The 23538-nt window shown below is 64.4% G+C and carries 25 protein-coding genes; 9 read left to right on the plus strand and 16 right to left on the minus strand.

All coding sequences use genetic code 11. The annotated features are described in order from the left end of the window. Positions 1–77: 77 nt before the first annotated feature. The 3 genes from ACFOPH_RS12410 to ACFOPH_RS12420 all read left to right on the plus strand — a co-directional run bounded on the left by ACFOPH_RS12410 (position 78) and on the right by ACFOPH_RS12420 (position 2257). Entirely contained in the window at positions 78–1199 is a 1122-nt protein-coding gene (locus tag ACFOPH_RS12410; protein WP_312548128.1) for a ribosomal protein uL16 3-hydroxylase, read from the plus strand. Between the two features lie 10 nt (positions 1200–1209). Further along, positions 1210–1689 (plus strand): DUF7931 domain-containing protein, encoded by a 480-nt coding sequence (locus tag ACFOPH_RS12415; protein WP_379735535.1) that lies wholly within the window; start codon positions 1210–1212, stop codon positions 1687–1689. Between the two features lie 280 nt (positions 1690–1969). Continuing rightward, a complete protein-coding gene (locus tag ACFOPH_RS12420) occupies positions 1970–2257 on the plus strand; it encodes a hypothetical protein (protein ID WP_312548126.1) in 288 nt (95 codons plus the stop codon). Positions 2258–2529: 272 nt separating this feature from the next. Here ACFOPH_RS12420 and bamC read toward each other — a convergent pair whose 3' ends face one another. The 7 genes from bamC to ACFOPH_RS12455 all read right to left on the minus strand — a co-directional run bounded on the left by bamC (position 2530) and on the right by ACFOPH_RS12455 (position 8639). Beyond that, entirely contained in the window at positions 2530–3717 is a 1188-nt protein-coding gene (bamC, locus tag ACFOPH_RS12425; RefSeq protein WP_312548125.1) for an outer membrane protein assembly factor BamC, read from the minus strand. 43 nt (positions 3718–3760) lie between these two features. Next, positions 3761–4645: a 4-hydroxy-tetrahydrodipicolinate synthase gene (gene dapA, locus ACFOPH_RS12430; RefSeq protein ID WP_312548123.1), complete on the minus strand. Its 885-nt coding sequence runs from the start codon at positions 4643–4645 to the stop codon at positions 3761–3763. Positions 4646–4699: 54 nt separating this feature from the next. Further along, positions 4700–5275: a class I SAM-dependent methyltransferase gene (locus ACFOPH_RS12435; RefSeq protein ID WP_312548121.1), complete on the minus strand. Its 576-nt coding sequence runs from the start codon at positions 5273–5275 to the stop codon at positions 4700–4702. Beyond that, positions 5275–5928, minus strand: coding sequence for a site-2 protease family protein (locus ACFOPH_RS12440; RefSeq protein WP_312548120.1), 654 nt, complete (start codon positions 5926–5928; stop codon positions 5275–5277). The genes ACFOPH_RS12435 and ACFOPH_RS12440 overlap by 1 nt, the downstream gene beginning before the upstream one ends. A 93-nt stretch (positions 5929–6021) precedes the next feature. Continuing rightward, the gene (locus ACFOPH_RS12445; protein ID WP_379735538.1) at positions 6022–6645 is read right to left on the minus strand and encodes an L-threonylcarbamoyladenylate synthase; all 624 of its coding nucleotides are present in this window, start codon (positions 6643–6645) and stop codon (positions 6022–6024) included. Between the two features lie 15 nt (positions 6646–6660). Beyond that, positions 6661–7539: a protease HtpX gene (htpX, locus tag ACFOPH_RS12450; RefSeq protein ID WP_312548117.1), complete on the minus strand. Its 879-nt coding sequence runs from the start codon at positions 7537–7539 to the stop codon at positions 6661–6663. 266 nt (positions 7540–7805) lie between these two features. Further along, positions 7806–8639, minus strand: a complete 834-nt coding sequence (locus ACFOPH_RS12455) for a 3',5'-nucleoside bisphosphate phosphatase (protein WP_379735540.1) — start codon at positions 8637–8639, stop codon at positions 7806–7808. A gap of 141 nt (positions 8640–8780) precedes the next feature. Between ACFOPH_RS12455 and ACFOPH_RS12460 the strand changes: the two genes are divergently transcribed. Then, entirely contained in the window at positions 8781–9179 is a 399-nt protein-coding gene (locus ACFOPH_RS12460) for a GFA family protein (RefSeq protein WP_312548115.1), read from the plus strand. A gap of 417 nt (positions 9180–9596) precedes the next feature. Here the strand turns inward: ACFOPH_RS12460 and ACFOPH_RS12465 are convergent, their stop codons facing one another. Further along, positions 9597–10640: an IS110 family transposase gene (locus ACFOPH_RS12465; RefSeq protein ID WP_379732773.1), complete on the minus strand. Its 1044-nt coding sequence runs from the start codon at positions 10638–10640 to the stop codon at positions 9597–9599. A gap of 175 nt (positions 10641–10815) precedes the next feature. Further along, entirely contained in the window at positions 10816–11694 is an 879-nt protein-coding gene (locus ACFOPH_RS12470) for an alpha/beta fold hydrolase (RefSeq protein ID WP_312548114.1), read from the minus strand. Between the two features lie 147 nt (positions 11695–11841). On the opposite strand from ACFOPH_RS12470, the gene ACFOPH_RS12475 reads away from it, so the two are divergent. The 4 genes from ACFOPH_RS12475 (at position 11842) to ACFOPH_RS12490 (ending at position 14410) form a co-directional block, all read left to right on the plus strand. Then, entirely contained in the window at positions 11842–12366 is a 525-nt protein-coding gene (locus tag ACFOPH_RS12475; RefSeq protein ID WP_312548112.1) for a gamma carbonic anhydrase family protein, read from the plus strand. Between the two features lie 3 nt (positions 12367–12369). Then, complete coding sequence (hslO, locus tag ACFOPH_RS12480) at positions 12370–13326, plus strand: Hsp33 family molecular chaperone HslO (RefSeq protein WP_312548111.1); 957 nt, start codon at positions 12370–12372, stop codon at positions 13324–13326. A gap of 18 nt (positions 13327–13344) precedes the next feature. Next, complete coding sequence (locus tag ACFOPH_RS12485; RefSeq protein ID WP_312548110.1) at positions 13345–13773, plus strand: acyl-CoA thioesterase; 429 nt, start codon at positions 13345–13347, stop codon at positions 13771–13773. 130 nt (positions 13774–13903) lie between these two features. Continuing rightward, on the plus strand, positions 13904–14410 hold the full coding sequence (locus tag ACFOPH_RS12490) for a Dps family protein (protein WP_312548109.1): 507 nt from the start codon (positions 13904–13906) through the stop codon (positions 14408–14410). Between the two features lie 55 nt (positions 14411–14465). Here the strand turns inward: ACFOPH_RS12490 and ACFOPH_RS12495 are convergent, their stop codons facing one another. The 6 genes from ACFOPH_RS12495 to ACFOPH_RS12520 form a co-directional block, all read right to left on the minus strand. Next, on the minus strand, positions 14466–14870 hold the full coding sequence (locus tag ACFOPH_RS12495; RefSeq protein WP_312548108.1) for a DUF3224 domain-containing protein: 405 nt from the start codon (positions 14868–14870) through the stop codon (positions 14466–14468). Positions 14871–15068: 198 nt separating this feature from the next. After that, positions 15069–15362, minus strand: a complete 294-nt coding sequence (locus ACFOPH_RS12500) for a hypothetical protein (RefSeq protein WP_379735544.1) — start codon at positions 15360–15362, stop codon at positions 15069–15071. 5 nt (positions 15363–15367) lie between these two features. Beyond that, positions 15368–15727 (minus strand): cell division protein FtsB, encoded by a 360-nt coding sequence (gene ftsB, locus ACFOPH_RS12505; protein WP_312548105.1) that lies wholly within the window; start codon positions 15725–15727, stop codon positions 15368–15370. A gap of 73 nt (positions 15728–15800) precedes the next feature. Continuing rightward, the gene (gene eno, locus ACFOPH_RS12510) at positions 15801–17084 is read right to left on the minus strand and encodes a phosphopyruvate hydratase (protein WP_312548104.1); all 1284 of its coding nucleotides are present in this window, start codon (positions 17082–17084) and stop codon (positions 15801–15803) included. 97 nt (positions 17085–17181) lie between these two features. Continuing rightward, a complete protein-coding gene (gene kdsA, locus ACFOPH_RS12515; RefSeq protein ID WP_312548102.1) occupies positions 17182–18039 on the minus strand; it encodes a 3-deoxy-8-phosphooctulonate synthase in 858 nt (285 codons plus the stop codon). Further along, positions 18036–19721 carry a CTP synthase gene (locus ACFOPH_RS12520; protein WP_312548100.1) on the minus strand — a complete coding sequence of 562 codons (1686 nt, stop codon included), beginning with the start codon at positions 19719–19721 and terminating at the stop codon, positions 18036–18038. The genes kdsA and ACFOPH_RS12520 overlap by 4 nt, the downstream gene beginning before the upstream one ends. A gap of 261 nt (positions 19722–19982) precedes the next feature. Between ACFOPH_RS12520 and ACFOPH_RS12525 the strand changes: the two genes are divergently transcribed. Further along, complete coding sequence (locus tag ACFOPH_RS12525; RefSeq protein WP_379737925.1) at positions 19983–21677, plus strand: methyl-accepting chemotaxis protein; 1695 nt, start codon at positions 19983–19985, stop codon at positions 21675–21677. 260 nt (positions 21678–21937) lie between these two features. Here ACFOPH_RS12525 and ACFOPH_RS12530 read toward each other — a convergent pair whose 3' ends face one another. Next, positions 21938–23266, minus strand: coding sequence for an amidohydrolase (locus tag ACFOPH_RS12530; RefSeq protein ID WP_312548098.1), 1329 nt, complete (start codon positions 23264–23266; stop codon positions 21938–21940). Positions 23267–23538 lie beyond the last annotated feature (272 nt).

Raw genomic sequence — 23538 nt, forward strand, 5'->3', positions numbered from 1 at the left:
CACATCCTTTCTGTGTAAGGTGCGGATTATACCCCGCTGACCGCTGCCGCCCCTGGTGCGGCTGGTTATAATGACGCATGAAAAAATTACAGCTCCTTGGGAATATTACTCCCGCCCAGTTTCTCCGTGATTACTGGCACAAGAAACCGCTCCTGATCCGCGGCGCCATCCCCGGCTTCAAGCCCCTGCTCAAGTTCGAGCGCCTGGCCGACCTGGCCACCAAGAACTTCGTCGAATCGCGCCTCGTCACCCAGATCGACGGCGAATGGAACATGCAGCATGGCCCGCTGACCGAACTGCCGCCCCGTACCCAGCCGAACTGGACCATGCTGGTGCAGGGCGTCAACCTGTACGACGAGAAGGCCGACGATTTGTTGCGCCAGTTCCGCTTCCTGCCGGACGCACGCCTCGACGACCTGATGATCAGCTATGCCACCGACGGCGCCGGCGTCGGTCCCCACTTCGATTCGTATGACGTGTTCCTGCTGCAAGCCCACGGCAAGCGCCGCTGGAAGATCAGCGCCCAGGAAGACCTGTCGCTGGTCGAAGGCCTGCCGCTGAAGATCCTGTCCAACTTTACCCCGGAAGAGGAATTCGTGCTCGAGCCGGGCGACATGCTGTACCTGCCCCCGCACTATGCCCACGACGGCATTGCCGAGGGCGAGTGCATGACGTATTCGATCGGTTTCCGCTCGCCTTCGTTCCAGGAATTGGGCGAAGCCTTCCTGCAATTCATGGCCGACTCGATCGACCTGCCCGGCCGCTATGCCGACCCTGACATCCAGCCGGCAAAGAACCCGGCCGAGATCCCGCGCGAAATGCTCGCAACCATCACCGAGGAACTCAACAAGGTGCGCTGGGACGAGGAGGACGTGACGATCTTCTTCGGCGAATACATGTCCGAGCCGAAGCACAACGTGTTCTTCACCGGTCCGTCCAAGCCGCTCACCGTCGGCCGCTTCATGGAAAGCGCCGCGAAAAAGGGCCTGAAGCTGTCCGCCAAGACCCTGATGCTCTACCGCGGCAAGCACGTCTTCATCAACGGCGAGTCGTTCGCCGTGAGCCGTGCCGACAAGGTGGTGCTGGACGTGCTGGCCAACGAGCGCCGGCTCGACGGTGCGGCGCTGGAGCAAGCGTCGGATGACGTGCTCGAGGCGCTGTACACCTGGTACCAGGACGGCTGGATCGAGCTCGGCTAAGCAAGCGACGGTGAGCGAGCCGCCGGCGATCCGCTTCGACACCCGGCGCGACTGCGAGACGCAGTGGCGCGCGGTGCTGGAACGCGCGCGCCAGCGGCTCGACATGTTCGACCCGGATTTCGCCGTCTTCCCGCTCGGCGCGCTGGAGGCCGACGCCCGGCTGCGCGCCTTCCTGGGCGGCGGCGGGCACCTGCGTCTCGCCATGCACGACAGCGGACACATCGAGCGTCACTACCCGCGCTTCCTGCGCCTGCTGCGCGACCATGGCCACCTGGTCGAATGCCGCCAGACCCCGCGTACGCTGCGCCAGCTCACCGATTCCTTCTGCATCGCCGACGACGTGCACGTGCTGCGCCGTTTTCACAGCGACCACCTGCGCGGCGAGGCCGACTTCGAGGCGCCCGGGGCGGCCGACCTGCCCGCCCACCGCTTCGCCGCGATCTGGGAAGAATCGGGTCTCATCCTCACGCCAACGGTCACCGGACTGTAGTTTTTGTCACGCATTTTGCCTTGTTGAAAGCCCTCATCATTCCTGTTGCATCTTGTAACAAAATGAACCTTAACAAGTAACAAAATACTTACATTTTGGCATGTGTTTTCTATTGCGAATGAGTAAATTTGGCTATAATATCGGGTTAGGAAGGTTCCGTTGTATATGCGTCACTGTTGCTTCATGTGCAAGTACACGAGAATTCCAGCGAGCGATAATTACCGGTAATTATTCATCGTAACAACAAGAAGTACTCCACTTTTGAATTAAAAGGAAAATCATGAAAAAGTCCCTGCTGATCGTTTCCCTGATGGCTGTTGCCCTGGCTGCTTGCTCGAAGAAAGAAGAAGCACCGGCAACCCCGGCTGCTGTCGAAGCTCCTGCTGCTGACACCACCGCAACCACCACCACCGACGTTGCTGCTCCGGCAACCACCGACGCTGCTGCAACCCCGGCTGCTGACGCTGCCGCTGCTGCCGCTACCGCTTCGGCTGCTGCTTCGGAAGCCGCTTCGGCTGCTTCGACCGCTGCTGACGCTGCTGCTGACGCTGCTGCAACCACCAAGTAATCAGATTCTTTCTGATGCAAGACCGGCCTGCGGGCCGGTTTTTTTTCGCCTGGAGGTTTGTGTGCGACTTCGGTGAAGCCGCAATCGGTGGGTACGAGTACCCACCCTACAAACCCCGCGTTGCGAACGTTGATGAGGGCGTAGGGTGGGTACTCGTACCCACGCGGTCGTACGCATGCACGTCGCACAAGCAACAACGCCAAACGCCGGGTGCGCGCCAATAAAAAAGCCGGCCACACGGGCCGGCTCTCTGGCTCAAGCAAGCAGCACTATTACTTCAACTCGTCATTCAGCAGCGACAGGATCTTGGCCGCGGTCGGCGACGCATCCGCCTTGCCCTCGTTGTCCTGGACGGTGACGACGCTGCTGTTGCCGTTTTCAAGACCCTTGACCAGCACGCGGTAGCGCTGGGCTTCCTTGGCTTTCTCGTCTTCGCCGAAGGTGAACAGGCGCTTGAAGAAGCCGTCCTTGCTCTTGGCGTCGAGGTCGACGTAGCGCACGAAGTACACGCCCTGCACGCGGTCGCGGTCTTCGACGGTGAAGCCGACGCGGTCGAGCGCCAGGCCGACGCGGCGCCATGCGCGGTCGAAACCTTCGTCGACTTCGACGTGGTCGCCCACCAGCTTGGCGCGCTGCGGCGCCGGTGCGGCGCCCTCGACCTTGGCCTGGGCGGCCTGCACCTGCTCGGGGGCGGTGGCGCCGGTCAGGCGCGCCACCAGGCGGCCCAGGAACTGGGCTTCCAGCGTCGGGTCGTTCGGACGCACGGTCCAGACCGTGGTTTCCTTCTGGGCGCCGGTCAGCACCTCTTCGGCGCCGCGGTGGCTGATGTAGATTTCGGTCGAGCCGTCCGGCAGGCGCTCGAGGCGGGTGCGGTACTTGTCGCGCTCGCCGGTCGAATAGGCGCGGTCGAAGACCTTGCCGATCGTGCTGCGCAGGAAGTCCTGCGGGATCTTCGAGCGGTTCTCGGCCCACTCGGTTTCCATCACGCCGGTTGCCGGCGATTCGCTGGCCAGGCCGAAGCCGGCATCTTCCCAGAACTGGCGCACCTGCGGCCACAGCTGCTCGGGCGTCTGCTTGACCACCAGCCAGCGCTGGTCGCCGGCGCGCTCGACACGCACGGCCTCGGTCGAAATGGGACCAATAGAACCGGCAGCTGTACCGGCGGCTTGCGCCGACGGCACACTGCCTGCCCCGGCAGCCTGCGATTGCTGGAAGCCGGAAGCGGTGGCGACGCCGCTCTTGTCCGGCGTTGCGTAACGATTGTCCTTCTGGAGCTGGGTCAGGTCGGGCGGCACGTCCAGCGGCGGCGCCTTCTTCGACGACTTGTAGTCCACCTTGTCCGACTCGAACACGGTGGTGCATGCCGCCATGTTCAGGGCCAGTGCGGAAAGCACCAGCACGCGCGCTGCGGTCGGCGCGGAAACGCGGGTCGCGAGGGTCTTCTTGTTGCGAGTAGTCATATCGTTACGATTTCAGATCTGTAAACCAACACCCTTGCGGGACTCAGGATTGCGGCAGGAGGCCCGCCTCGCGCAGCGCAACGCGCACGGTGTCGTGGAACGGCGCCGACAGGGGCGCCAGCGGCAGGCGCAGGCCCGCCGGCATCTTGCCCATCTCCGCCAGCGCCCACTTGACCGGCACCGGGTTGGGCTCGACGAACAGCTTGGCATGCAGTTGCAGCACGCTGTTGTTGATCTCGATGGCGCGGGCAATATTGCCGGCCATGGCCGCTTCGCACAGTTCGTGCATGGCGCGCGGCGCCACGTTGGCCGTCACCGAGATGTTGCCGGCGCCGCCGCAGAACATCAGCGCCATCGCGGTCGGATCGTCGCCCGAGTAGACGGCGAAGGACGCATCGACCATCTTCAGCAGCTCGATGCCGCGGCCGATATTGCCGGTAGCATCTTTCACGCCGACGATGTTGTCGATCGGCGCCAGGCGCGCGATAGTCTCGTTGCTCATGTCGGCCACGGTACGGCCCGGCACGTTGTACAGGATCACCGGCAGGTCCACCGCTTCGGCGATGGCCTTGAAGTGGCGGTACATGCCTTCCTGGGTCGGACGGTTGTAGTAAGGAACGACCTGCAGCGAGGCGTCGGCGCCGACTTCCCGGGCGTGACGCGTCAGCGCGATCGCTTCGGCGGTCGAGTTGCCGCCGGTGCCGGCGATGACGGGGATGCGGCCGGCCACGTGGTCGACGGCCAGCTTGACCAGCTCGCAGTGCTCTTCCGGGCTGACGGTCGCCGACTCGCCGGTGGTGCCGACGATGACGATGCCGTCGGTGCCTTCGGCCACATGCCAGTCGATCAGTTTGCGCAGGCTGTCCTTGTCGAGACTGCCATCCTCAAACATCGGCGTGACGATTGCTACTATGCTGCCCTTAATCATAATCTCTGGTACGTGTCGGAAAATAAAAATCTGATTGTAGCGGATAGCCCGGTGCTATGGTTCATTAACCGCAGATAAATGGTCGAGCCGGGCCTCGGTTTGAACGAAGCTTGCGCCGCCCGCGCACAGGCGCTGCACCCGGGCCGGCTTGGGTTCCCGGACCACGCCGTCCTCGTAGGCCAGCACGCGCAGGCCGGCGCCGGCGGCCAGCTCCAGCAGCTCACCGGGACGCAGCAGGAAGGCGGGATTCGAGGGCTTGCCGAAGGCTTCGTTGCCGAGCGCGAAAGTCTCGTAGACCAGCACGCCACCCGGCGCCAGGCTGGCGGCCAGGTCGGCCAGCAGCGGCCGGTGCAGGTAGTTGGTGACGACGATGCCGGCGAAGCGGCCGGCCGCGAACGGCCAGCGCGCGCCTTCCGCCTCGAGGTCATGCGCCAGCGTGACGATGCCGGGAGCGGCGGCGGCCTGCAGGGCTTGCGGGTCGCGGTCGACCGCCAGCACCGGGTGGCCAAGCTGCGCGAACAGGCGCGCGTGGCGGCCGCTGCCGCAGGCCAGGTCCAGGACCTCCCCTGGCGGCACCAGCGGCGCGAAGCGGCGTACCCAGGACGATGGATGAACGGTCGGCGCGTGCATCACATTAACAGGAAAGTCAGCGGCGAAGCGATCAGCTTGACCGCCTGCGCGCCCAGCCACATCACCGGCTGCACCCAGAACGCGAGCAAGTTAAAGTACAGCAGCGCCAGCAGGATGAAGAAGCCGTAGGGCTCGATGCGCGCGAACTTGAAGGCGAGCCGGTGCGGCAGCATGCTGGTCAGCACCCGCCCGCCGTCCAGCGGCGGCAGCGGGAACAGGTTGAAGGCAAAGATCAGCAGGTTCGTCACCAGGCCGGCCTGGGCCATCTTGTTCGGGAACTCCTCGTCGACGCCGAACGCGGTCAGCAGCACCCCGAACACCAGCCACATCAGCGCCATCAGCAGGTTGGCGCCGGGTCCGGCCAGCGCCACCCAGGCCATGTCGCGCTTCGGGTTGCGCAGGTTACCGAACTGCACCGGCACCGGCTTCGCATAGCCGAACACGAAGCCGCTGGTCAGGTACAGCACGATCGGAATGATGATGGTGCCGAACAGGTCGATGTGCACCAGCGGATTGAGGGTCATGCGGCCCTGGGCATAGGCCGTGTTGTCGCCCAGGCGGCGGGCGGCGTAGGCGTGGGCCGCCTCGTGCAGGGTGATCGCAAACAGCACGGGCAGCGCGAACACCAGGATGTTTCGGAAATTTTCAACCATGGGGGGCGATTTTAGCAGAGCCTGGCGTGGCGGACGGCAGGCGGCCGGTCGGGCCGCCCGCCGATGGATTCCCGTGACCGGGACGGTGAGCGATCAGAGACCGAAGGCGGCCGGATCGCCCCTGCCCTCGCGCAGCAGCACAGGGTCGGGGCCGGTGAGGTCGATGATGGTGGTGGCTTCCAGGGTGCCGGCGCCGCCGTCGACGACCAGCTCGATCTGCTTTTCCAGGCGCTCGCGCACTTCGTCCGGGTCGGACAGCATGTGGTCGTCGCCCGGCAGCTGCAGGGTGGTGCCGATCAGCGGCTCGCCCAGTTCCTCGAGCAGGGCCAGCGTGATCTTGTTCTCCGGCACGCGCAGGCCGATGGTCTTGCGCGAGGGGTGGGACAGGCGGCGCGGCACCTCCTTGGTCGCCTCCAGGATCACGGTATAGGGGCCGGGCGTGGTCGCCTTCAGCAGCCGGTACTGGGCATTGTCGACGCGCGCGTACTGGGCGATCTCGGACAGGTCGCGGCACAGCAGCGTCAGGTGGTGCTTGTCGTCGATGCCGCGCACCCGGCGCAGCTTTTCGACCGCGTTTTTATCGTCCAACTGGCACACCAGCGCATAGGCCGAATCGGTCGGCAGCGCGACCACCCCGCCCGAGCGGAGGATCTGCGCCGCCTGCTTGATGAGGCGCGGTTGCGGGTTCTCGGGGTGGATCTGGAAGAATTGGCTCATCGGGTTCCTTTCTGGTCAGCGCAGCGCCTGCAGGGCGGCGATGCGTTGTTCCATCGGCGGGTGGGTCGAGAACAGCGCGCCCCAGCCGCCGCCGCTGCCGGAGATGCCGGACGCGCTCATCGACGAGGGCAAGGCGCCCGGCTGCAGGCCGCCCAGGCGGGCCAGCGCATGCTGCATCGGCACGGTCGAGCCCAGCAGCTTGGCCGAGCCGGCGTCGGCGCGGAATTCGCGCTGGCGCGAGAACCAGGCCACGATGATCGAGGCCACCAGGCCGAACAGGATTTCGCAAACGAATACGGTGACCATGTAGCCGATGCCGGGGCCGCGGTCGTCGTTGCCGCGCAGGAGCACCTTGTCGACAAAGAAGCCGACCACGCGCGCCAGGAACACGACGAAGGTATTCACCACGCCCTGGATCAGGGTCAGCGTGACCATGTCGCCGTTGGCGATGTGGGCCACCTCGTGGCCGAGCACGGCCTCGACCTCGTCTTCGGTCATGCCCTGCAGCAGGCCGGTGGACACGGCCACCAGCGCGGAATTTTTAAAGGCACCGGTCGCAAAGGCGTTCGGTTCGCCGTCGTAGACAGCCACTTCGGGCATGCCGATGCCGGCACGGTCGGCGAGTTTACGGACCGTGTTGACGAGCCAGAGTTCGGTCGAGTTCTGCGGCTGCTCGATGACGCGCGCGCCGGTCGACCACTTGGCCATCGGTTTGCTCATCAGGAGCGAGATGATCGAACCGGTAAAGCCGACCACCAGCGAGAAGACCGCCAGGGCGCCGACGTTGATGCCCTCGGCCGACACCGCGCGCCCGACACCCAGCAGGTTCAGGACAACGGTGAGCACCAGCACAACCGCGAGGTTGGTGGCGAGGAACAATACGATGCGCTTCATGGAAAAAAACCTCGACAGGATGTCATTAACAGGCTGCCAAGATAAGGCTGGGCCCGGGAAAATTCAAGGGTAGACGCTTATGGCGGGCTTAAGGAACGTGACACGGACGATGTATCCGCGCCGTAGGGTGGGCGCCCCGTGCCCACGCGTGAAGCCGGCGTTGTGTTGGCGTTTACAATGCGCTGCGTCTGCTCATCGTTTCCGCGTGGGCACGTCATTGATGCCCCGGCATCAATGACCCCACCCTACGCGGAACCCGGCAGGTCTCAGAACCAGTCGTGCCAGACCGGCGTCACGCTGGCAGGCAGCGGCGGCAGGGCATCGAACTCGACCCGCGCCTCGCCCGGCGCATGGAAATCGGTGCCGCGCGAGGCCAGGAAGCCGTAGCGGCGCGCCACCTCGGCATAGGTTGCATATTGATCCGGCGTATGGCTGCCGGTCACGACCTCGATCGCATTGCCGCCGCGCTGGCGGAATTCGTCGAACAGCGCGCCCTCGGCGGTGGCGTCGAACTTGTAGCGGCCCGGGTGTGCGATCACGGGAATGCCGCCGGCGCTGCGGATCCAGTCCATCGCTTCTTCGAGTGTGGCCCAGCGGTGCGGCACGTAGCCGGGCTTGCCTTCGGTCAGGTATTTGCGGAAGACCTCCGGGGTGGTATTGCAAAAGCCGGTCTCGACGATGTAACGCGCGAAGTGCGTGCGCGACAGCAGGTCCGGGTTGCCGACGTATTTCAGCGCGCCCTCGTAGGCGCCGGGGATGCCGGCCGCTTCCAGTTGCGCCGCGATCTCGCGCCCGCGCGCATCGCGGCCGTGGCGGGTCGCGGCCAGGCCCGCCAGCAGTTCGGGGTTGTCCTCGTCCACGTGCAGGCCGACCAGGTGCACGGTCTGGTTGGCCCAGGTGACGGAAATCTCGACGCCCGGCACGAAGCGCATGCCCACTTCCTCCGCCGCGGCGCGCGCCGCCTTGATGCCGCCGACCTCGTCGTGGTCGGTCAGCGCCCAGGCATCGACGCCGCCCTTGCGCGCATAGGCCGCCACGGCGGCAGGCGTGAGGACGCCGTCGGAAACGTTGGAATGGCAGTGAAGGTCGACTTTCAGCATGGGGCGGCGCGCTTGCGGATACTGGACGGAGCGGACATTGTACGCCGCAATCGCCGCGCGGTGCGACGCGGCCGGGACGCCTCTTCCTGTGGGTGCCTGGACAATGCTAGAGTTGCCTTTTTCACATCCATGACGAGCGACATGAAGACCTACCACGGCAGCTGCCACTGCGGCGCGGTGCGCTATGAAGCGGACATCGACCTGGCCGCGGGCACGATCAAGTGCAACTGCACGATCTGCACCAAGATGCGCTTCTGGGCGGCGCCCGTGACGCCATCGCAATTCCGTCTACTGGAAGGCGCGCAGGCGCTGGGCGAATACCGCTTCCACACGCGGCGCGACGGGCATTACTTTTGCCGTGGCTGCGGCATCAACGTGTTCTCGACCGGCGAATCGCCGGCGATGGGACCGTTCGTGGCGGTGACGGTGGCCAGCCTGGACGATGCACCCGTCGAGGAATTGATTGCGGCGCCGGTAAGGTATTTCGATGGGCGCAACGATAACTGGACAACGCCGCCGGCGGAGGTGCGGCACCTATAAGCCGTATGCAAACGATATTTGCATGAAAGGCCGCGAGTGCAAATATTGTTTGCAGTCATTTAAGGCCGGTTGAACGCGTGGGCGGGAGACCCGCCCACGCTACGTCCCTCGCGTCGCGGGTTTTCGGCCCGCGACGCATCCCGTATCTATGGACTCCACCCGATTTGCAAGAAGAAGATTGAATTTTTGCCGTTAGGAAGAGTTTGCTTGTATCTATTCGGCCTGTATGTTGAGCGTTTCCAGTGCTCTGGCCCTGATGTGATACGCGCGTCAGGATCCTCATAGGGTGACGGCCTTGATGGCCACTACAGTTTACGGATTCACCCGACGCCGGTTCGACCTGTTGGCATCATTCGTTCTTCTCGTCGCAAACTTGGCGATTGCTCCTTGTTGTTGCTGAGTTACTCGACAGTCTTTTCAGGCCGGCCTGGGCGTGTCTTTCGACCAGGCCGGAACATAAGGACGTCCGTGCGCGATCAGCGCCCAGATCACCCTGGCCATCTTGTTGGCCAGCGCAGTCGCGGCAACGTTGAAACTGCGCCGTTCTGCCAGCCTTGTTGCCCATTGCAGCAGCTTGTCGGGCTTGCCGCTTGCTGTTCTCAGCGCACTGCGCGCTCCGTGTATGAGCAGGGTGCGCAGGTAGCTGTCGCCCCTGCAGGTAATGCCATACAAGCGCTGCTTGCCTCCACTGCTATGCTCGCGTGGCACGAGGCCTAAATTCGCTGCAAAGTCTCGCGCGCTCTTGTAGTGGTGCGGATCGGCGATCGTTGCCTGCACTGCCGTTGCCGTCAACGGCCCTACACCCGGCACTTCCATCAGTTTCTTCGCCAGTTCCGACCTGGCTGCCTGATTCAAACGTCGGTCGTACGCCTGAATCCTCTCGTCCTTGTCGTCCAGCTGGGCCTTGAGCTCCCGGAATGTCTCCAGGGCCATACCAGACAAACCATTGTCCGGATCGTTCAGCCATGCTTTCAGTCCGTCGCGCAATCTTTCCACGCGCTTGGGAAATACCCGGCCATATTCGCCGGCAAATGCCCGGATCCTGTTGATCATCGCCACCCGTTCTGTCATCAGGGCGCTGCGAGCGCGGTGCAGCATCTGTAAATCTTGCTGTGCAGCCGTATTGATCGGCACATACTTGGTCGAACCGCGCGAGCGTGCCTCGGCAATTGCAGCAGCGTCGTTCATGTCGTTTTTGTTACCAGTGACATATGCCCTGACGTGTTGGGCCGCAATCAGTTTGGCGTCGTGCCCCATTTCCACGAGCTTGCGTGCCCAGTAATGCGAACCTGCGCAGGCTTCGATACCAATCATCGCCGGGGCCATCTGCGCGAACTGCGCAAGCACCTGGTCTCGAGAAAGCTTACGCTTGAACACCCGCTTGCCGTGTCCATCGAGCCCGACCGCGAAGAACACGTCCTTCGCAATATCCAAACCAACGACTTTTGCGCTAGCATTCATGGTGACTCCCCCTCTTGTTTTAGCTTGCCAGCCCAATCTGGCACGCTTGGCACAATGATGCCGATATCAGGAGGGTGGAGTCCATCACATTAGGGTGGGCTCTCGAGCCCACGCGGATCGCGCGCACCACGAACAGCACAGGCAACAGCCCCACGTCCCCGTGCATATCACCGATTCAACGCGTCAAAAACGCCTCGATCAGGCGCGCCAGCACCGCCGGCTGGTCATGGTGCACCATGTGCCCCGCCTCCGGCACGACATGGGCTTCGACCGACGCCATGTGCGCCAGCCGCCGGTCGACTTCCGCCCGCATCTCTTCCTGCAGCCCCATCCAGCGCCACATCTCCGTCTCCGCCGCCTCGATCCACAGCACCGGCGCGGTGATCTTCTTCCAGACCGCGATCATCTCGTCCAGGTGGTACAGCAGCGGCCCGTTCATCTTGTGCGCGGGGTCGCCCAGGATCTCGTACTCGCCCGCGTCGTTGCGCGCCGACCAGTGTTCGGCCAGGAAAGTCGCGCGCTCGTCCGGCAGGCGCGGGTTGGTCTTCTGCAGCCGCCCCGCCACCTCCTCCAGGCTGGCGTAGCCCTTCATGGTCGGCGGGTTCTTCAGCTCGTCGAGCCACTTCGCCATGCGCTTGGGCGCCTGCTGGGGCACGCTGCCCATCAGGCCGATGCCTTCGAGGTTGATCAATTTCTTCACGCGCTGGGGGCGCACGCCGGCGTACAGGCTGACGACGTTGCCGCCCATGCTGTGGCCGAGCAGGTTCACCGGCTCGCTTGGGGAGTAATGGTCGAGCAGGAAGTCGAGGTCGGCGACGTAGTCGGGGAACCAGTAGGTGTCGGAGTGGCTGCGCTCCGACAGGCCGAAGCCGCGCCAGTCGTGGGCGATGATGTGCCAGTCGCCTTCCAGGCAGTCGACAATGAACTGGAACGAGGCCGACACATCCATCCAGCCATGCGCCATGAAGATCTTCGGCGCGCCTTCGCGGCCCCAGTGACGCACGTGGGTGCGCAGGCCGCGCACGGTGAGGAATTCGGAACGGGAAGGTTTCATGGCTGGGTCGACAGTCAAAAAAGAACGATCGTTCAATTATACGCAAGCCGTTGAATTCCTGCCCGTCATCTTCATATGGGGCCAATCGGGCGATGGCGGGCGCGAGGGCGTAAAATAGCAGTACTTCAACCTTCCGCGAGCACATCCATGGCGATTTACCAGCTGGGCGAGCATGCGCCCGAGATCGATGCGTCGGCCTATGTGGCCGATTCAGCCAACCTGATCGGCAAAGTGACGATCGAGGCGAATGCCTCGGTGTGGTTCGGTGTCACGATCCGCGGCGACAACGAGCGGATCACGATCGGCGAGAACAGCAACGTGCAGGAAGGCACGGTGATGCACACCGACATGGGCTACCCGCTCACGCTCGGCAAAGGCGTCACCGTCGGCCACCAGGCGATGCTGCACGGGTGCACGGTGGGCGATGGCTCGCTGATCGGCATCCAGGCCGTGATCCTGAACGGCGCAAAGATCGGCAAGGGTTGCCTGGTCGGTGCCGGAGCACTGGTTACCGAGGGCAAGGAATTTCCCGACAACTCGCTCATCATCGGTACGCCGGCGAAAGCGGTGCGTACCCTCACGGAAGAAGACCTGCTGCGCCTGCAGGCCAATGCCGCCAGTTATGTGGCGCGCGGCCAGCTGTTCAAGGCGCAGCTCAAGCAAATCGGATAGACAATGACGACAGTAGACACCAAGGACACCCTGCAGAAATTCATCTTCGACAACGCCGCCGTGCGCGGCGAGCTGGTCGAGATTTCCGACACCTGGCGCGAGATCCAGGCCCGCCACGGCTACCCCAAGGCCGTGCGCGCCATGCTGGGCGAAATGGTGGCGGCAAGCGCCCTGCTGTCGGCCAACCTGAAGTTCAACGGCGCGATCGTGATGCAGATCCACGGCGACGGCCCGGTGCGCCTGCTGGTGGTCGAATGCGACGCCGGTCTGCGCATCCGCGCCACGGCAAAACTGGCGCCGGACGCCGAGGTGGCGGACGACGCCAGCCTGACCGATCTGCTGAACGCGAACGGCCGCGGCCGTTTCGTGATCACCCTCGATCCGGCCGACAAGGTGCCGGGCCAGCAGCCCTACCAGGGCATCGTGCCGCTGCACGGCGAGAACATGGCGACCGTCATCGAGAACTACATGCTGCGCTCGGAACAGATGGACACCAAATTGTGGCTGGCGGCCGACGACCAGGTCTCGCGCGGCCTGCTGCTGCAGAAACTGCCGCGCCACACCGGCAAGGATGACCAGGTGAAACAGGCGACCGAAGAGGAAGACCTGGAAACCTGGAACCGCGCCGTGATGCTGGGCAGCACCCTGAAGCAGGAAGAGCTGCTGACGACCGACATCCAGACCCTGCTGACCCGCCTGTTCTGGGAAGAAACGATTCGCGTGTTCGACCCGCAGCATCCGCAGTTCCACTGCAGCTGCACCCGCGAAAAGGTCGGCAACATGCTCAAGATGCTGGGCCAGGAAGAAGTCGAGTCGGCGCTGGCCGACCTGGGCGAACTGGGCATCAACTGCGATTTCTGCGGCAAGCACTACGCCTTCGACAAGGTCGACTGCGCCCAGCTGTTCGCCACCCCGATCGCGTCGGATGCGATGACGCCGGCCGAAGACACGAAACACTAATCAAAGGAACCCCTGACGATGCGCGACACGCCCCGCTCCGCCTTTCCCCACATGGTCGCCCTGCCGACCCGCTGGATGGACAACGACAGCTACGGGCATGTCAACAACGTCAACTACTACAGTTTCTTCGACACCGCGGTCAATCGCTACCTGGTCGACCGCGGCGTGCTCGACATCCACAAGGACGACATCGTCGGCTTCGTCGTCGAGACCGGCTGCTCCTACTTCAGCTCCATCTCCTTCCCCGACCTCATCCACGTCGGCGTCCGGGTTGCCAAACTGGGCAATTCGAGCGTGCGCTACGAGATCGCGCTCTACCGCAACGACGATGGCTTGCCGGCCGCGGCCGGGCATTTCGTGCACGTCTACGTCGACCGGCGCAGCAACAAGTCGGTGCCGATTCCGGATGCCGTCCGTGCGATCCTGCAGACGCTCGCCCCCGCCTGAGCTGCGGCCCATGTACCGGCATTGAACCGGGTTATCGTACCGCATGATTTTCGCGCCGGTGCTAAGCTGTGATTTGTTAGCAGTGCTACAACTTCCACCCGCACTGATACTTGACCACAGGAGAATCGCAATGCACATGGATACCGGCATCAATACCGAGGACCGCGCGAAGATCGTCGAGTCGCTCTCGACCGTCCTGGCGGACGCCTACATGCTTTATCTGAAAACCCACAACTTCCACTGGAACGTCACCGGGCCGATGTTCTCGACCCTGCACGTGATGTTCGAGGAGCAGTACACCGAGCAGTGGAATGCGCTCGATGAAATCGCCGAGCGCATTCGTTCGCTGGGCCATTTCGCCCCGGCCACGTCGAAGCGCTATGCCGAACTGTCGAACATCAAGGAAGAGCCGGAAGTACTCTCGGCCAAGGAAATGATCCGCCAGCTGGTCGACGGCAACGAAATCATCGTCCGCACCATGCGCGAAGGCGTGAAGATCGCCGACGAGCTGGACGACTTCCCGACCGCCGACATGCTGACCGCACGCATGGACGTACACGAGAAGAATGCCTGGATGCTGCGCTCCTTCCTGGAGCAAGGCGCCGGCGCGACGCAGGGCGAGGCCTCGTCGGACTAAGATGACCGCGGCGGGCAGCGCCTGCCCGCCGCGTGCCGTCCGCTCCTGCCCGGGGCTAAGCCTCGGGCAGGACGTAATCGAATTCGTAGAAATGCTGGCGCTCCTCGATGCGGATGCGCATCGTGCCGGCAATCCCCGCCAGTTCCCCGGTGCCCGAATCGGGCACGACCGTGATCGACAGCGCCTGCGCCCCGCGCGCCATCGTGCCGCTGTACTGGACCACGAAGCTGCCGCTCCTGCCGTCCAGCTTGCCGCTCACGCGCTCGATCGCCACGTAGCCGGCCGAGCCTTCGGTCGTCGTCATCGCCGACAGCATCTCGCCCACGCCGCTGCCTTCCAGCGCGCCGTGATAGCGCTTGTCGATCGTCATGCGTCCGGTCGTCACGCCATCGTGCACCGCGGGCTGGCCTTGCGGAGTGACGGTCACGTCGAACGGTCCTGCGGCATGTTGCTGGCTCATGGTGCGCTCGCTTTTCAGTGAAGAGATAGCGAACATTCTAGGGCAAACGGAGCGCCTTGCGTGCGTCAAGCGCAGGGTGGGCGCCCCCGTGCCCACGCGTGAAGCCGGCGTCGTGTTGGCGTCTACAACACGCTGCGTCTGCTCATCGTTCACGCGTGGGCACGGGGCGCCCACCCTACGCCGCCGAAGCCTGTGGTATCAGTGCGCCTCGCCCGGCAAATGCAGGTCGATCACCTTCATGATCGCCAGCGTCGCGTCCAGGCTCAGTTCGCCATTGGCGAAAGCGGCGCGCAGTTCAGCCTGCGGCAGGCCGGCGGCCGCCGCCAGGTGGGCCGTCCCTTCGGCGCGCGACGCGACGACCAAGGCATCGACCAGCACGGCGGTGTCGCCGGATTCGAAAGCGGCGGCAAGCCAGGCGGCCAGCGCCTCGAGCGTCGTCAGGGAAGCGGCGGCATCGCCCGATGCGCCATCAGGAGTGGTCGGGGAAGTCATGGTGTTCAGTGTGTCGGGCCGGGGGCGGTGCTCTTGGCCTCTTTCGGCGGCGGCGGAGGCGGCGGTACGGTCATCGATTCGACCGGCTGCTCGTCCTTGCGCAGCACCTGCACGAAGATCTCGTTCTGCTTGATCATGCCCAGTTCCAGGCGCGCCCGTTCCTCGACGGCGCCGAGGCCCTCGCGCAGGTCGCGCACCTCGGAGTCGAGCTTGGCGTTGCGCGCCTTGAGCCCGTCGGTATGCGCCTGGGCCAGCGCGACCTGGTCGCGCAGGTCGGCGACGGCGAGCATGCCGCCCTTTCCCAACCACAGCGGGTACTGGATCAGCAACAGCAAGGCGGCAAGGGCGAGCGTAATCAGGCGCATGACAGAAAATGATACGCCGGCCGATCATTGCAATCGGCCGGCGGTGGTGGAACGATGTTGATTTACTTCAGGCTTATTTCAGATTATAGAACGCGTCACGGCCCGGGTAGCTGGCCACGTCGCCCAGGTCTTCCTCGATGCGCAGGAGCTGGTTGTACTTGGCCATGCGGTCCGAACGCGACATCGAGCCGGTCTTGATCTGCAGGGCGTTCAGGCCGACGGCGATGTCGGCGATGGTCGAGTCCTCGGTTTCGCCCGAACGGTGCGAGATCACGGCGGTGTAGCCGGCGCGCTTGGCCATCTCGATGGCGGCGAAGGTCTCGGTCAGGGTGCCGATCTGGTTGATCTTGATGAGGATCGAGTTGGCGATGTTCTTCTGGATGCCTTCTTTCAGGATCTTGGTGTTGGTGACGAATAAATCGTCGCCCACCAACTGCACCTTCTTGCCCAGGGCCTCGGTCAGGATGCCCCAGCCTTCCCAGTCGCCTTCGGCCATCGCGTCCTCGATCGAGATGATCGGGTACTTGTCGCACCAGGTCGCCAGCATGTTGGTGAAGTCGGTCGACGACAGGGTCAGGCCCTCGCCTTCGAGCACGTACTTGCCGTCCTTGTAGAATTCGCTGGCGGCGCAGTCCAGGCCGATGGCGATGTCGCTGCCCGCCTGGTAGCCGGCTTCCTCGATCGCCTGCATGATCAGCTTGATCGCTTCCTCGTGGTTGGCCACGTTCGGCGCGAAGCCGCCTTCGTCGCCGACCGAGGTCGCCAGGCCCTTGGCGTGCAGGATCTTCTTCAGGGTGTGGAACACCTCGGCGCCGTAGCGCATGGCTTCCTTGAACGAAGGCGCGCCGACCGGGATGATCATGAATTCCTGGATGTCCAGGTTGTTGTCGGCGTGGGCGCCGCCGTTGATGACGTTCATCATCGGCACCGGCATCTGCATCGCGCCCGAACCGCCGAAGTAGCGGTACAGTGGCAGGCCCGCTTCCTCGGCGGCGGCCTTGGCCACGGCCATCGACACGGCCAGCATCGCGTTCGCGCCCAGGCGGCTCTTGTTCTCGGTGCCGTCCAGGTCGATCAGGGTACGGTCGAGGAAGGCCTGCTCGTTCGCGTCCAGGCCCATGATTGCTTCGCTGATTTCGGTGTTGATGTTCTCGCAGGCCTGCAGCACACCCTTGCCGAAGTAACGCTTCGGGTCGCCGTCGCGCAGTTCGATCGCTTCGCGCGAACCGGTCGATGCGCCCGACGGCACGGCGGCACGGCCCATCACGCCCGATTCGAGCAGCACGTCGCATTCGACGGTGGGATTGCCGCGCGAGTCGATGATCTCGCGGCCGATGATGTCAACGATAGCACTCATGGTTTACTCTCCAAAAGGTAAAAAATCGTGGCGCACATGAAAGTCGAGGCGCCGCACAGGCGCCTCGACTTTCATGCTTGATAATCGAATTATCTAATTATGCCTTGAAGCTGTTCTCGAGGAAGCCCGCACGCTTGACCACGCGGTCGAGCTCGACCAGGGTCGTCAGCAGTTCCTTCATGCGGCCCAGCGGGACGGCGTTCGGGCCATCCGACAGCGCATTGGCCGGATCCGGGTGGGTTTCCATGAACAGGCCGGCGACACCGGCCGCCACCGCGGCGCGCGACAGCACGGGGACGTGCTCGCGCTGGCCGCCCGAGGACGTGCCCTGCCCGCCCGGCAGCTGCACCGAGTGGGTGGCATCGAACACCACCGGGCAGTTCGATTCGCGCATGATGGCGAGCGAACGCATGTCCGAGACCAAGTTGTTGTAGCCGAACGAGGCGCCGCGCTCGCAGGCCATGAAGTTGTCTTCGTTCAGGCCCGCTTCGCGCGCGGCGGCGCGTGCCTTGTCGATCACGTTCTTCATGTCGCCCGGGGCCAGGAACTGGCCCTTCTTGATGTTGACCGGCTTGCCCGAACGCGCGCAGGCGTTGATGAAATCGGTCTGGCGGCACAGGAAGGCCGGGGTCTGCAGCACGTCGACCACGCTCGCCACTTCGGCGATCATCTCTTCGTCGTGCACGTCGGTCAGCACCGGCACGCCGAGCTCGCGGCGCACGTCGGCCAGGATCTCCAGGCCTTTTTCGCGGCCGGGGCCGCGGAACGACTTGCCCGACGAGCGGTTGGCCTTGTCGAACGACGATTTATAGATGAAGGGGATGCCCAGCGCGCTGGTGATTTCCTTCAGGGTGCCGGCCGTGTCGAGCGCCATCTGGCGCGACTCGATCACGCAGGTGCCGGCGATCAGGAAGATCGGGTGTTCCTGGCCTACGTCGAAACCACACAGTTTCATGCTACGTCTCCTTGCAAAGCTTGTTCGTTCGCCGCCACCTTCGGGTTGGCCGCCTGGTGCGCCAGGGCCGCCTGGATGAAGGAAGTGAACAGCGGATGGCCGCTGCGCGGGGTCGACTTGAATTCGGGGTGGAACTGCACGCCCATGTACCACGGGTGCGCATTTTCGCCTTCACGCGGCAGTTCCATGATCTCGCACAGGTCTTCGTTCGGGGTGCGCGCCGCGACCACCATGCCGGCCGCTTCCACCTTCGGCAGGTAGTAGTTGTTGGCCTCGTAGCGGTGACGGTGACGCTCGGTGACGACGCTGCCGTAGATCTCGGCGGCCAGCGTGCCCGGCTTCACCGCGCAGGTCTGGGCGCCCAGGCGCATCGTACCACCCAGGTCCGAGTTCTCGTCGCGCTTTTCGACCTTGCCGTCGTGGTTCTGCCATTCGTTGATCAGGGCCACGACCGGCTGGTCGGTGTCCAGGTCGAACTCGGTCGAGTTGGCGTTCGGCAGGCCGGCCATGTGGCGCGCGTACTCGATCAGCGCGACCTGCATGCCCAGGCAGATGCCGAGGTAAGGGATCTTGTTCTCGCGGGCATAGCGCGCGGCCATGATCTTGCCTTCCACGCCGCGCTTGCCGAAGCCGCCCGGAACCAGGATGGCGTCGTACTTGGCCAGGTGATCGCAGCCCTTGGTCTCGATTTCTTCCGAGTCCAGGTATTCGATGTTGACGCGGCTTTCGGTGTGGATGCCGGCGTGGCGCAGCGCCTCGGTCAGCGATTTATACGATTCGATCAGGTCGACGTACTTGCCGACCATGCCGATGGTCACCTCGTGCTTCGGGTTCTCCATGGTCTGGATCAGGCGGGTCCACATCGACAGGTCGGCCGCCGGCGCTTCCAGGCCCAGCGCTTCCAGGATGATGTCGTCCAGGCCCTGGTCGTTCAGCACCTGCGGCACCTTGTAGATGGTGTCGACGTCCCACACCGAGATCACGGCCTGCTCTTCGACGTTGGCGAACAGCGAGATCTTGGCGCGCTCGTCGTCCGGGATGCGGCGGTCTGCGCGGCACAGCAGCGCGTTCGGCGAAATGCCGATCTCGCGCAGCTTCTGCACCGAATGCTGGGTCGGCTTGGTCTTCAGTTCGCCGGCGGTCGAGATGTACGGAACCAGGGTCAGGTGCACGAAAGCAGCGCCCTTGCGGCCCACGCGCAGCGACAGCTGGCGCGCCGCTTCCAGGAAGGGCAGCGACTCGATGTCGCCGACGGTGCCGCCGATTTCCACCAGCGCCACGTCGACGCCTTCGGCGCCGCGGCGGATGTAATCCTGGATCTCGTTGGTGATGTGCGGGATCACCTGCACGGTCTTGCCGAGGTACTCGCCGCGGCGTTCCTTGCGGATCACCGATTCGTAGATCTGGCCGGTGGTGAAGTTGTTCACCTTTTTCATGCGGGTGCTGATGAAGCGCTCGTAGTGGCCGAGGTCGAGGTCGGTCTCTGCGCCGTCGTCGGTGACGAAGACTTCACCGTGCTGGGTCGGGCTCATCGTGCCGGGGTCGACGTTGATGTAGGGATCGAGCTTGAGCAGGGTGACTTTGAGGCCGCGCGATTCGAGGATCGCGGCGAGGGAAGCGGCCGCGATCCCCTTGCCCAGGGAAGACACGACGCCGCCAGTGACGAATACAAATTTGGTCATTGTGCTGAAGGTGCCGAACGGCACGCGCGGGAAATAGAAATTATACCTTAAACAGGCCAACACTTCTTCATCGCGAGGGAGAAGCATGCTGGAATGCACTGTTTTCAGCCTGCGGCATCGCGCTTGACCGAGAGCTGTTTCGTAATGACAACAGCAAACTTCCTCCTTGCGCTAGTTCATATAAGTGTTTTCCACAATGCAATAGACATTGATATTCATCAATGAAATATGAAGATCCCGCCATCGTTATATCTGACCATCATGGGTTTCTTCAACAATCTGAATATCGGAAAACGCCTCGCCGCCGGCTTTGCCCTGACGCTCGCGACCACCCTGCTGATCGCCGCCGTCGGCATGCTGCGCCTGCACGACAGCGCCGCGCGCAGCGCCGCCGTCCTGGACGCGCCGCTGGCCAAGGAACGCATGATCACCGAGTGGTATACGCAGATCTTCGCCGCCGTGCGCCGTACCGCGGCGATCGCCAAGAGCAGCGACGATTCGCTCGGCGCCTACTTCAAGGAAGACGCCGCCAGGACCGGCGCCCGCTCGACCGAACTGATCAAGCAGATCGAACCCCTGATCGCCGCAGGCGCCGAAAAAGCCCTGTTCGACCGCATCGGCGAGCAGCGCAAGATCTATACAAAGGCACGCGACGAGGCGGTGAAGGCCAAGGCCGCCGGCGACGCGGCGCTCGCGGCGCAGATCCTCGACCAGCAGTTCACCCCGGCCGCGACGGCCTACCAGGAATCGGTGCAGCAGCTGGTCGCCATGCAGCACGCGCACATCGCCGCCGCGGCCCAGGCCAACCAGGAAAGCGCCGCCGCGAGCCAGAAGCTGATCGGCGCGCTCGCGGTGCTGGCGGTGCTGCTCGGCGCCGTGTCGTCCTGGCTGCTCACGCGCGGCATCGTGCGTCCGATCCGCGAAGCGGTGGCGCTGGCCGAGACCGTGGCCAGCGGCGACCTGTCGCGCCGCATCGAGGCCAACGGCCGCGACGAGACCGGCGCCCTGCTGCGCGCCCTGCGCCACATGAACGAGAGCCTGGTGGCGATCGTCACCGAGGTCCGCGGCAGCACCGACACCATCGCCAACGCGTCCGGCGAAATCGCCGCCGGCAACCTCGATTTATCAAGCCGCACCGAGCAGCAGGCCTCCGCGCTCGAACAGACCGCCGCCTCGATGGAACAGCTGACCACCACCGTGCGCCAGAACGCGGACAATGCGCGCCAGGCCAACCAGCTTGCGATCACCGCTTCCAACGTGGCCGTCGACGGCGGCGCCGTGGTCGGCCAGGTGATCGCCACCATGGGCTCGATCAACGCATCCTCGCGCAAGATCGTCGACATCATCGGCGTCATCGACGGCATCGCCTTCCAGACCAATATCCTGGCGCTGAACGCCGCCGTCGAGGCGGCGCGTGCCGGCGAACAGGGCCGCGGCTTCGCGGTCGTGGCCTCCGAAGTGCGTACCCTGGCCCAGCGCTCGGCCGCCGCGGCCAAGGAAATCAAGACCCTCATCGGCGACTCGGTGGACAAGGTCGACCAGGGAGCGAAGCTGGTCGACCAGGCCGGCGCGACCATGGAACAGGTGGTCGAATCGATCCGCCGCGTCACCGACATCATGGCCGAGATCACCCACGCCAGCCAGGAACAGACCGGCGGCATCGAACAGGTCAACGCGGCGATCGGCCAGATGGACGAGTCGACCCAGCAGAACGCGGCCCTGGTCGAGGAATCGGCGGCCGCGGCCGGGTCGATGCAGGACCAGGCGGCCAAGCTGGCGCAGGTGGTGAGCGTGTTCAAGCTGGATGCGCAGGTCGTTCCGGCCGTGGCTGCGGCCGTGGCCGCACCCGCACGCGCCCTCGTGCGCGCCAAGCCGGCCGCGCGTCCGTTGAAAACGGCGCCGGTCAAGACGGCGGCGCGCGCGACCGCGGGTGCGGACGAGTGGGAAGCGTTCTGATCGCGGCTTGGCGTGATCGATGCAGCCGCCCGGTTCGCCGGGCGTTTTTTGGCGCGGGTGTTCGGATGGTGATACCGCGTGGACTCGGGAGTCCACCCTACAACGGCAAGGCATCGTAGGGTGGACTCCCGAGTCCACGCTGTGACGGCGAGTGCGTCATCGTCGCCCCATCCACAAACGATAACGCCGGCATGACGCCGGCGTTATCGTTTGTGGCCGCGGCACGCCTCGATGAGGCATGCCGCAGTTTTATTTCCCTATTACTTCTGGCCCGGCTTCAGCAGGTCCAGCAGTATCGCGGTTTCAGCCGCGATGAACGAACGCACGGTCGGCTTGAAGTCCGGCGCCCACTGCGGCGAGTGGGTGCCCGGCGGGTACTTGCCGGCGGCGCGTGCGGCGGCCAGCTTGCCCGGTTCGACGGCGCCGACGTGCAGCAGGATGGCCTTGACGCCGGCCTGGCCGTAGTTGGCGAAGTCTTCCGAGGTCATCTTGGCCGGCATCTCGACCACCTTGTCGGCGCCCAGGGCGCCCTGGATCGCGGTGACGGCGCGTGCGGTCAGCTCGGGATCGTTGTAGACCGAGTCGGCGCCCGGCTTGATTTCCACCAGCGGCTCCTTCGGCATGCCGGCGGCCATCGCCTCGCCCTTCACTTCGCGCTGGATACTGGCCAGGACGCGCTGGCGCACTTCCGGCTTGAAGGTGCGCACGGTCAGCTGCAGCTTGACCTGGTCCGGCACGATGTTGGCCTGGGTGCCGCCGTGGATGCTGCCGACGGTGATGACGACCGGGTCGGCCGGGTTGTTCTCGCGCGAGATCAGGGTCTGCAGGGCCATCACGACGCGTGCCGACAGCACGACCGGGTCGCGGGTTTCCTGCGGCGTGGCGCCGTGGCCGCCCTGGCCGAACAGGGTGATGGTGACGGTATCGGCCGAGGCGCGGAAGTGGCCGGCGTGGTAGCCGACGGTGCCTGCCGGCAGGGTGCCTTCGTCATGCATCGACAGCGCGTAGTCCGGCTTCGGGAAGCGGGTGAACAGGCCGTCCTTGAGCATCGCGGCCGAGCCGGTCAGCGGCTCTTCGGCCGGCTGGCCGACCAGCATCAGGGTGCCGCTCCACAGCTTGCGGTTTTCGGCCATCAGCTTGGCGGTGGCGTACCAGGCCGACATGTGGACGTCGTGGCCGCAGGCGTGCATGGTCGCGACGGTCTCGCCGGCGGCGTTCTTGACGGTCTTGGTGCTGGCGAACGGCAGGCCGGTCTTTTCCTGCACCGGCAGGCCGTCGATCTCGGTACGCAGCATCGCGGTCGGGCCGGCGCCGTTCTTCAGGATCGCGACGACGCCGGTGCCGCCGACGCCGGTGGTCACTTCGAAGCCGAGGGCCTTGACGCGCTCGGCCAGGGTCTTGGCGGTTTCGTGTTCGGCGAAGGCCAGTTCGGGATTGCGGTGCAGGTGCTGGTACAGGGCTTCGACGGCCGGGTAGTCCTTGTCGAGCTGGGCGGCGATCTGCGGCGGCAGGGCGGCGGCATGCGCAGCGCCGGCGAGGCTGGCGGCGGCCAGGAACAGGTGTTGCAGGAGTCGGGTCGATGATTTCATGAGCTTCTTCAGTGAAAGCGCGCTGATGCGCAGAGGGTGAGACAAAAATCTATTGCAAACTTTCGAGGGCCGCAAGCGTAACAAGCCAGTTTCCGCAAAGCAATATTTAACAATTAACAGTGTATGCTCAATCACTAAAAGTGTCGTAAAAATTTCCTTTCGTCTCTTTTTATTGGCTATGAGCATTATTTCTCCGTAGAATCCCCAGCCTGCAAGGGTTTCCGGCATGCATTGTCAGGCAGGTTTTCCACCCCCGGACGAGCGACGATGAC

The sequence above is a fragment of the Massilia haematophila genome, assembly GCF_042647645.1.
In the GTDB taxonomy this organism is placed as follows: domain Bacteria; phylum Pseudomonadota; class Gammaproteobacteria; order Burkholderiales; family Burkholderiaceae_D; genus Telluria; species Telluria haematophila.

Coding starts and splice junctions, on each gene's coding strand:
- ACFOPH_RS12410 (WP_312548128.1), top strand. CDS start 78: ATGAAAAAATTACAGCTCCTTGGGAATATTACTCCCGCCCAGTTTCTC.
- ACFOPH_RS12420 (WP_312548126.1), top strand. CDS start 1,970: ATGAAAAAGTCCCTGCTGATCGTTTCCCTGATGGCTGTTGCCCTGGCT.
- bamC (WP_312548125.1), bottom strand. CDS start 3,717: ATGACTACTCGCAACAAGAAGACCCTCGCGACCCGCGTTTCCGCGCCG.
- dapA (WP_312548123.1), bottom strand. CDS start 4,645: ATGATTAAGGGCAGCATAGTAGCAATCGTCACGCCGATGTTTGAGGAT.
- ACFOPH_RS12435 (WP_312548121.1), bottom strand. CDS start 5,275: ATGCACGCGCCGACCGTTCATCCATCGTCCTGGGTACGCCGCTTCGCG.
- ACFOPH_RS12440 (WP_312548120.1), bottom strand. CDS start 5,928: ATGGTTGAAAATTTCCGAAACATCCTGGTGTTCGCGCTGCCCGTGCTG.
- ACFOPH_RS12445 (WP_379735538.1), bottom strand. CDS start 6,645: ATGAGCCAATTCTTCCAGATCCACCCCGAGAACCCGCAACCGCGCCTC.
- htpX (WP_312548117.1), bottom strand. CDS start 7,539: ATGAAGCGCATCGTATTGTTCCTCGCCACCAACCTCGCGGTTGTGCTG.
- ACFOPH_RS12455 (WP_379735540.1), bottom strand. CDS start 8,639: ATGCTGAAAGTCGACCTTCACTGCCATTCCAACGTTTCCGACGGCGTC.
- ACFOPH_RS12460 (WP_312548115.1), top strand. CDS start 8,781: ATGAAGACCTACCACGGCAGCTGCCACTGCGGCGCGGTGCGCTATGAA.
- ACFOPH_RS12465 (WP_379732773.1), bottom strand. CDS start 10,640: ATGAATGCTAGCGCAAAAGTCGTTGGTTTGGATATTGCGAAGGACGTG.
- ACFOPH_RS12470 (WP_312548114.1), bottom strand. CDS start 11,694: ATGAAACCTTCCCGTTCCGAATTCCTCACCGTGCGCGGCCTGCGCACC.
- ACFOPH_RS12475 (WP_312548112.1), top strand. CDS start 11,842: ATGGCGATTTACCAGCTGGGCGAGCATGCGCCCGAGATCGATGCGTCG.
- hslO (WP_312548111.1), top strand. CDS start 12,370: ATGACGACAGTAGACACCAAGGACACCCTGCAGAAATTCATCTTCGAC.
- ACFOPH_RS12485 (WP_312548110.1), top strand. CDS start 13,345: ATGCGCGACACGCCCCGCTCCGCCTTTCCCCACATGGTCGCCCTGCCG.
- ACFOPH_RS12490 (WP_312548109.1), top strand. CDS start 13,904: ATGCACATGGATACCGGCATCAATACCGAGGACCGCGCGAAGATCGTC.
- ACFOPH_RS12495 (WP_312548108.1), bottom strand. CDS start 14,870: ATGAGCCAGCAACATGCCGCAGGACCGTTCGACGTGACCGTCACTCCG.
- ACFOPH_RS12500 (WP_379735544.1), bottom strand. CDS start 15,362: ATGACTTCCCCGACCACTCCTGATGGCGCATCGGGCGATGCCGCCGCT.
- ftsB (WP_312548105.1), bottom strand. CDS start 15,727: ATGCGCCTGATTACGCTCGCCCTTGCCGCCTTGCTGTTGCTGATCCAG.
- eno (WP_312548104.1), bottom strand. CDS start 17,084: ATGAGTGCTATCGTTGACATCATCGGCCGCGAGATCATCGACTCGCGC.
- kdsA (WP_312548102.1), bottom strand. CDS start 18,039: ATGAAACTGTGTGGTTTCGACGTAGGCCAGGAACACCCGATCTTCCTG.
- ACFOPH_RS12520 (WP_312548100.1), bottom strand. CDS start 19,721: ATGACCAAATTTGTATTCGTCACTGGCGGCGTCGTGTCTTCCCTGGGC.
- ACFOPH_RS12525 (WP_379737925.1), top strand. CDS start 19,983: ATGGGTTTCTTCAACAATCTGAATATCGGAAAACGCCTCGCCGCCGGC.
- ACFOPH_RS12530 (WP_312548098.1), bottom strand. CDS start 23,266: ATGAAATCATCGACCCGACTCCTGCAACACCTGTTCCTGGCCGCCGCC.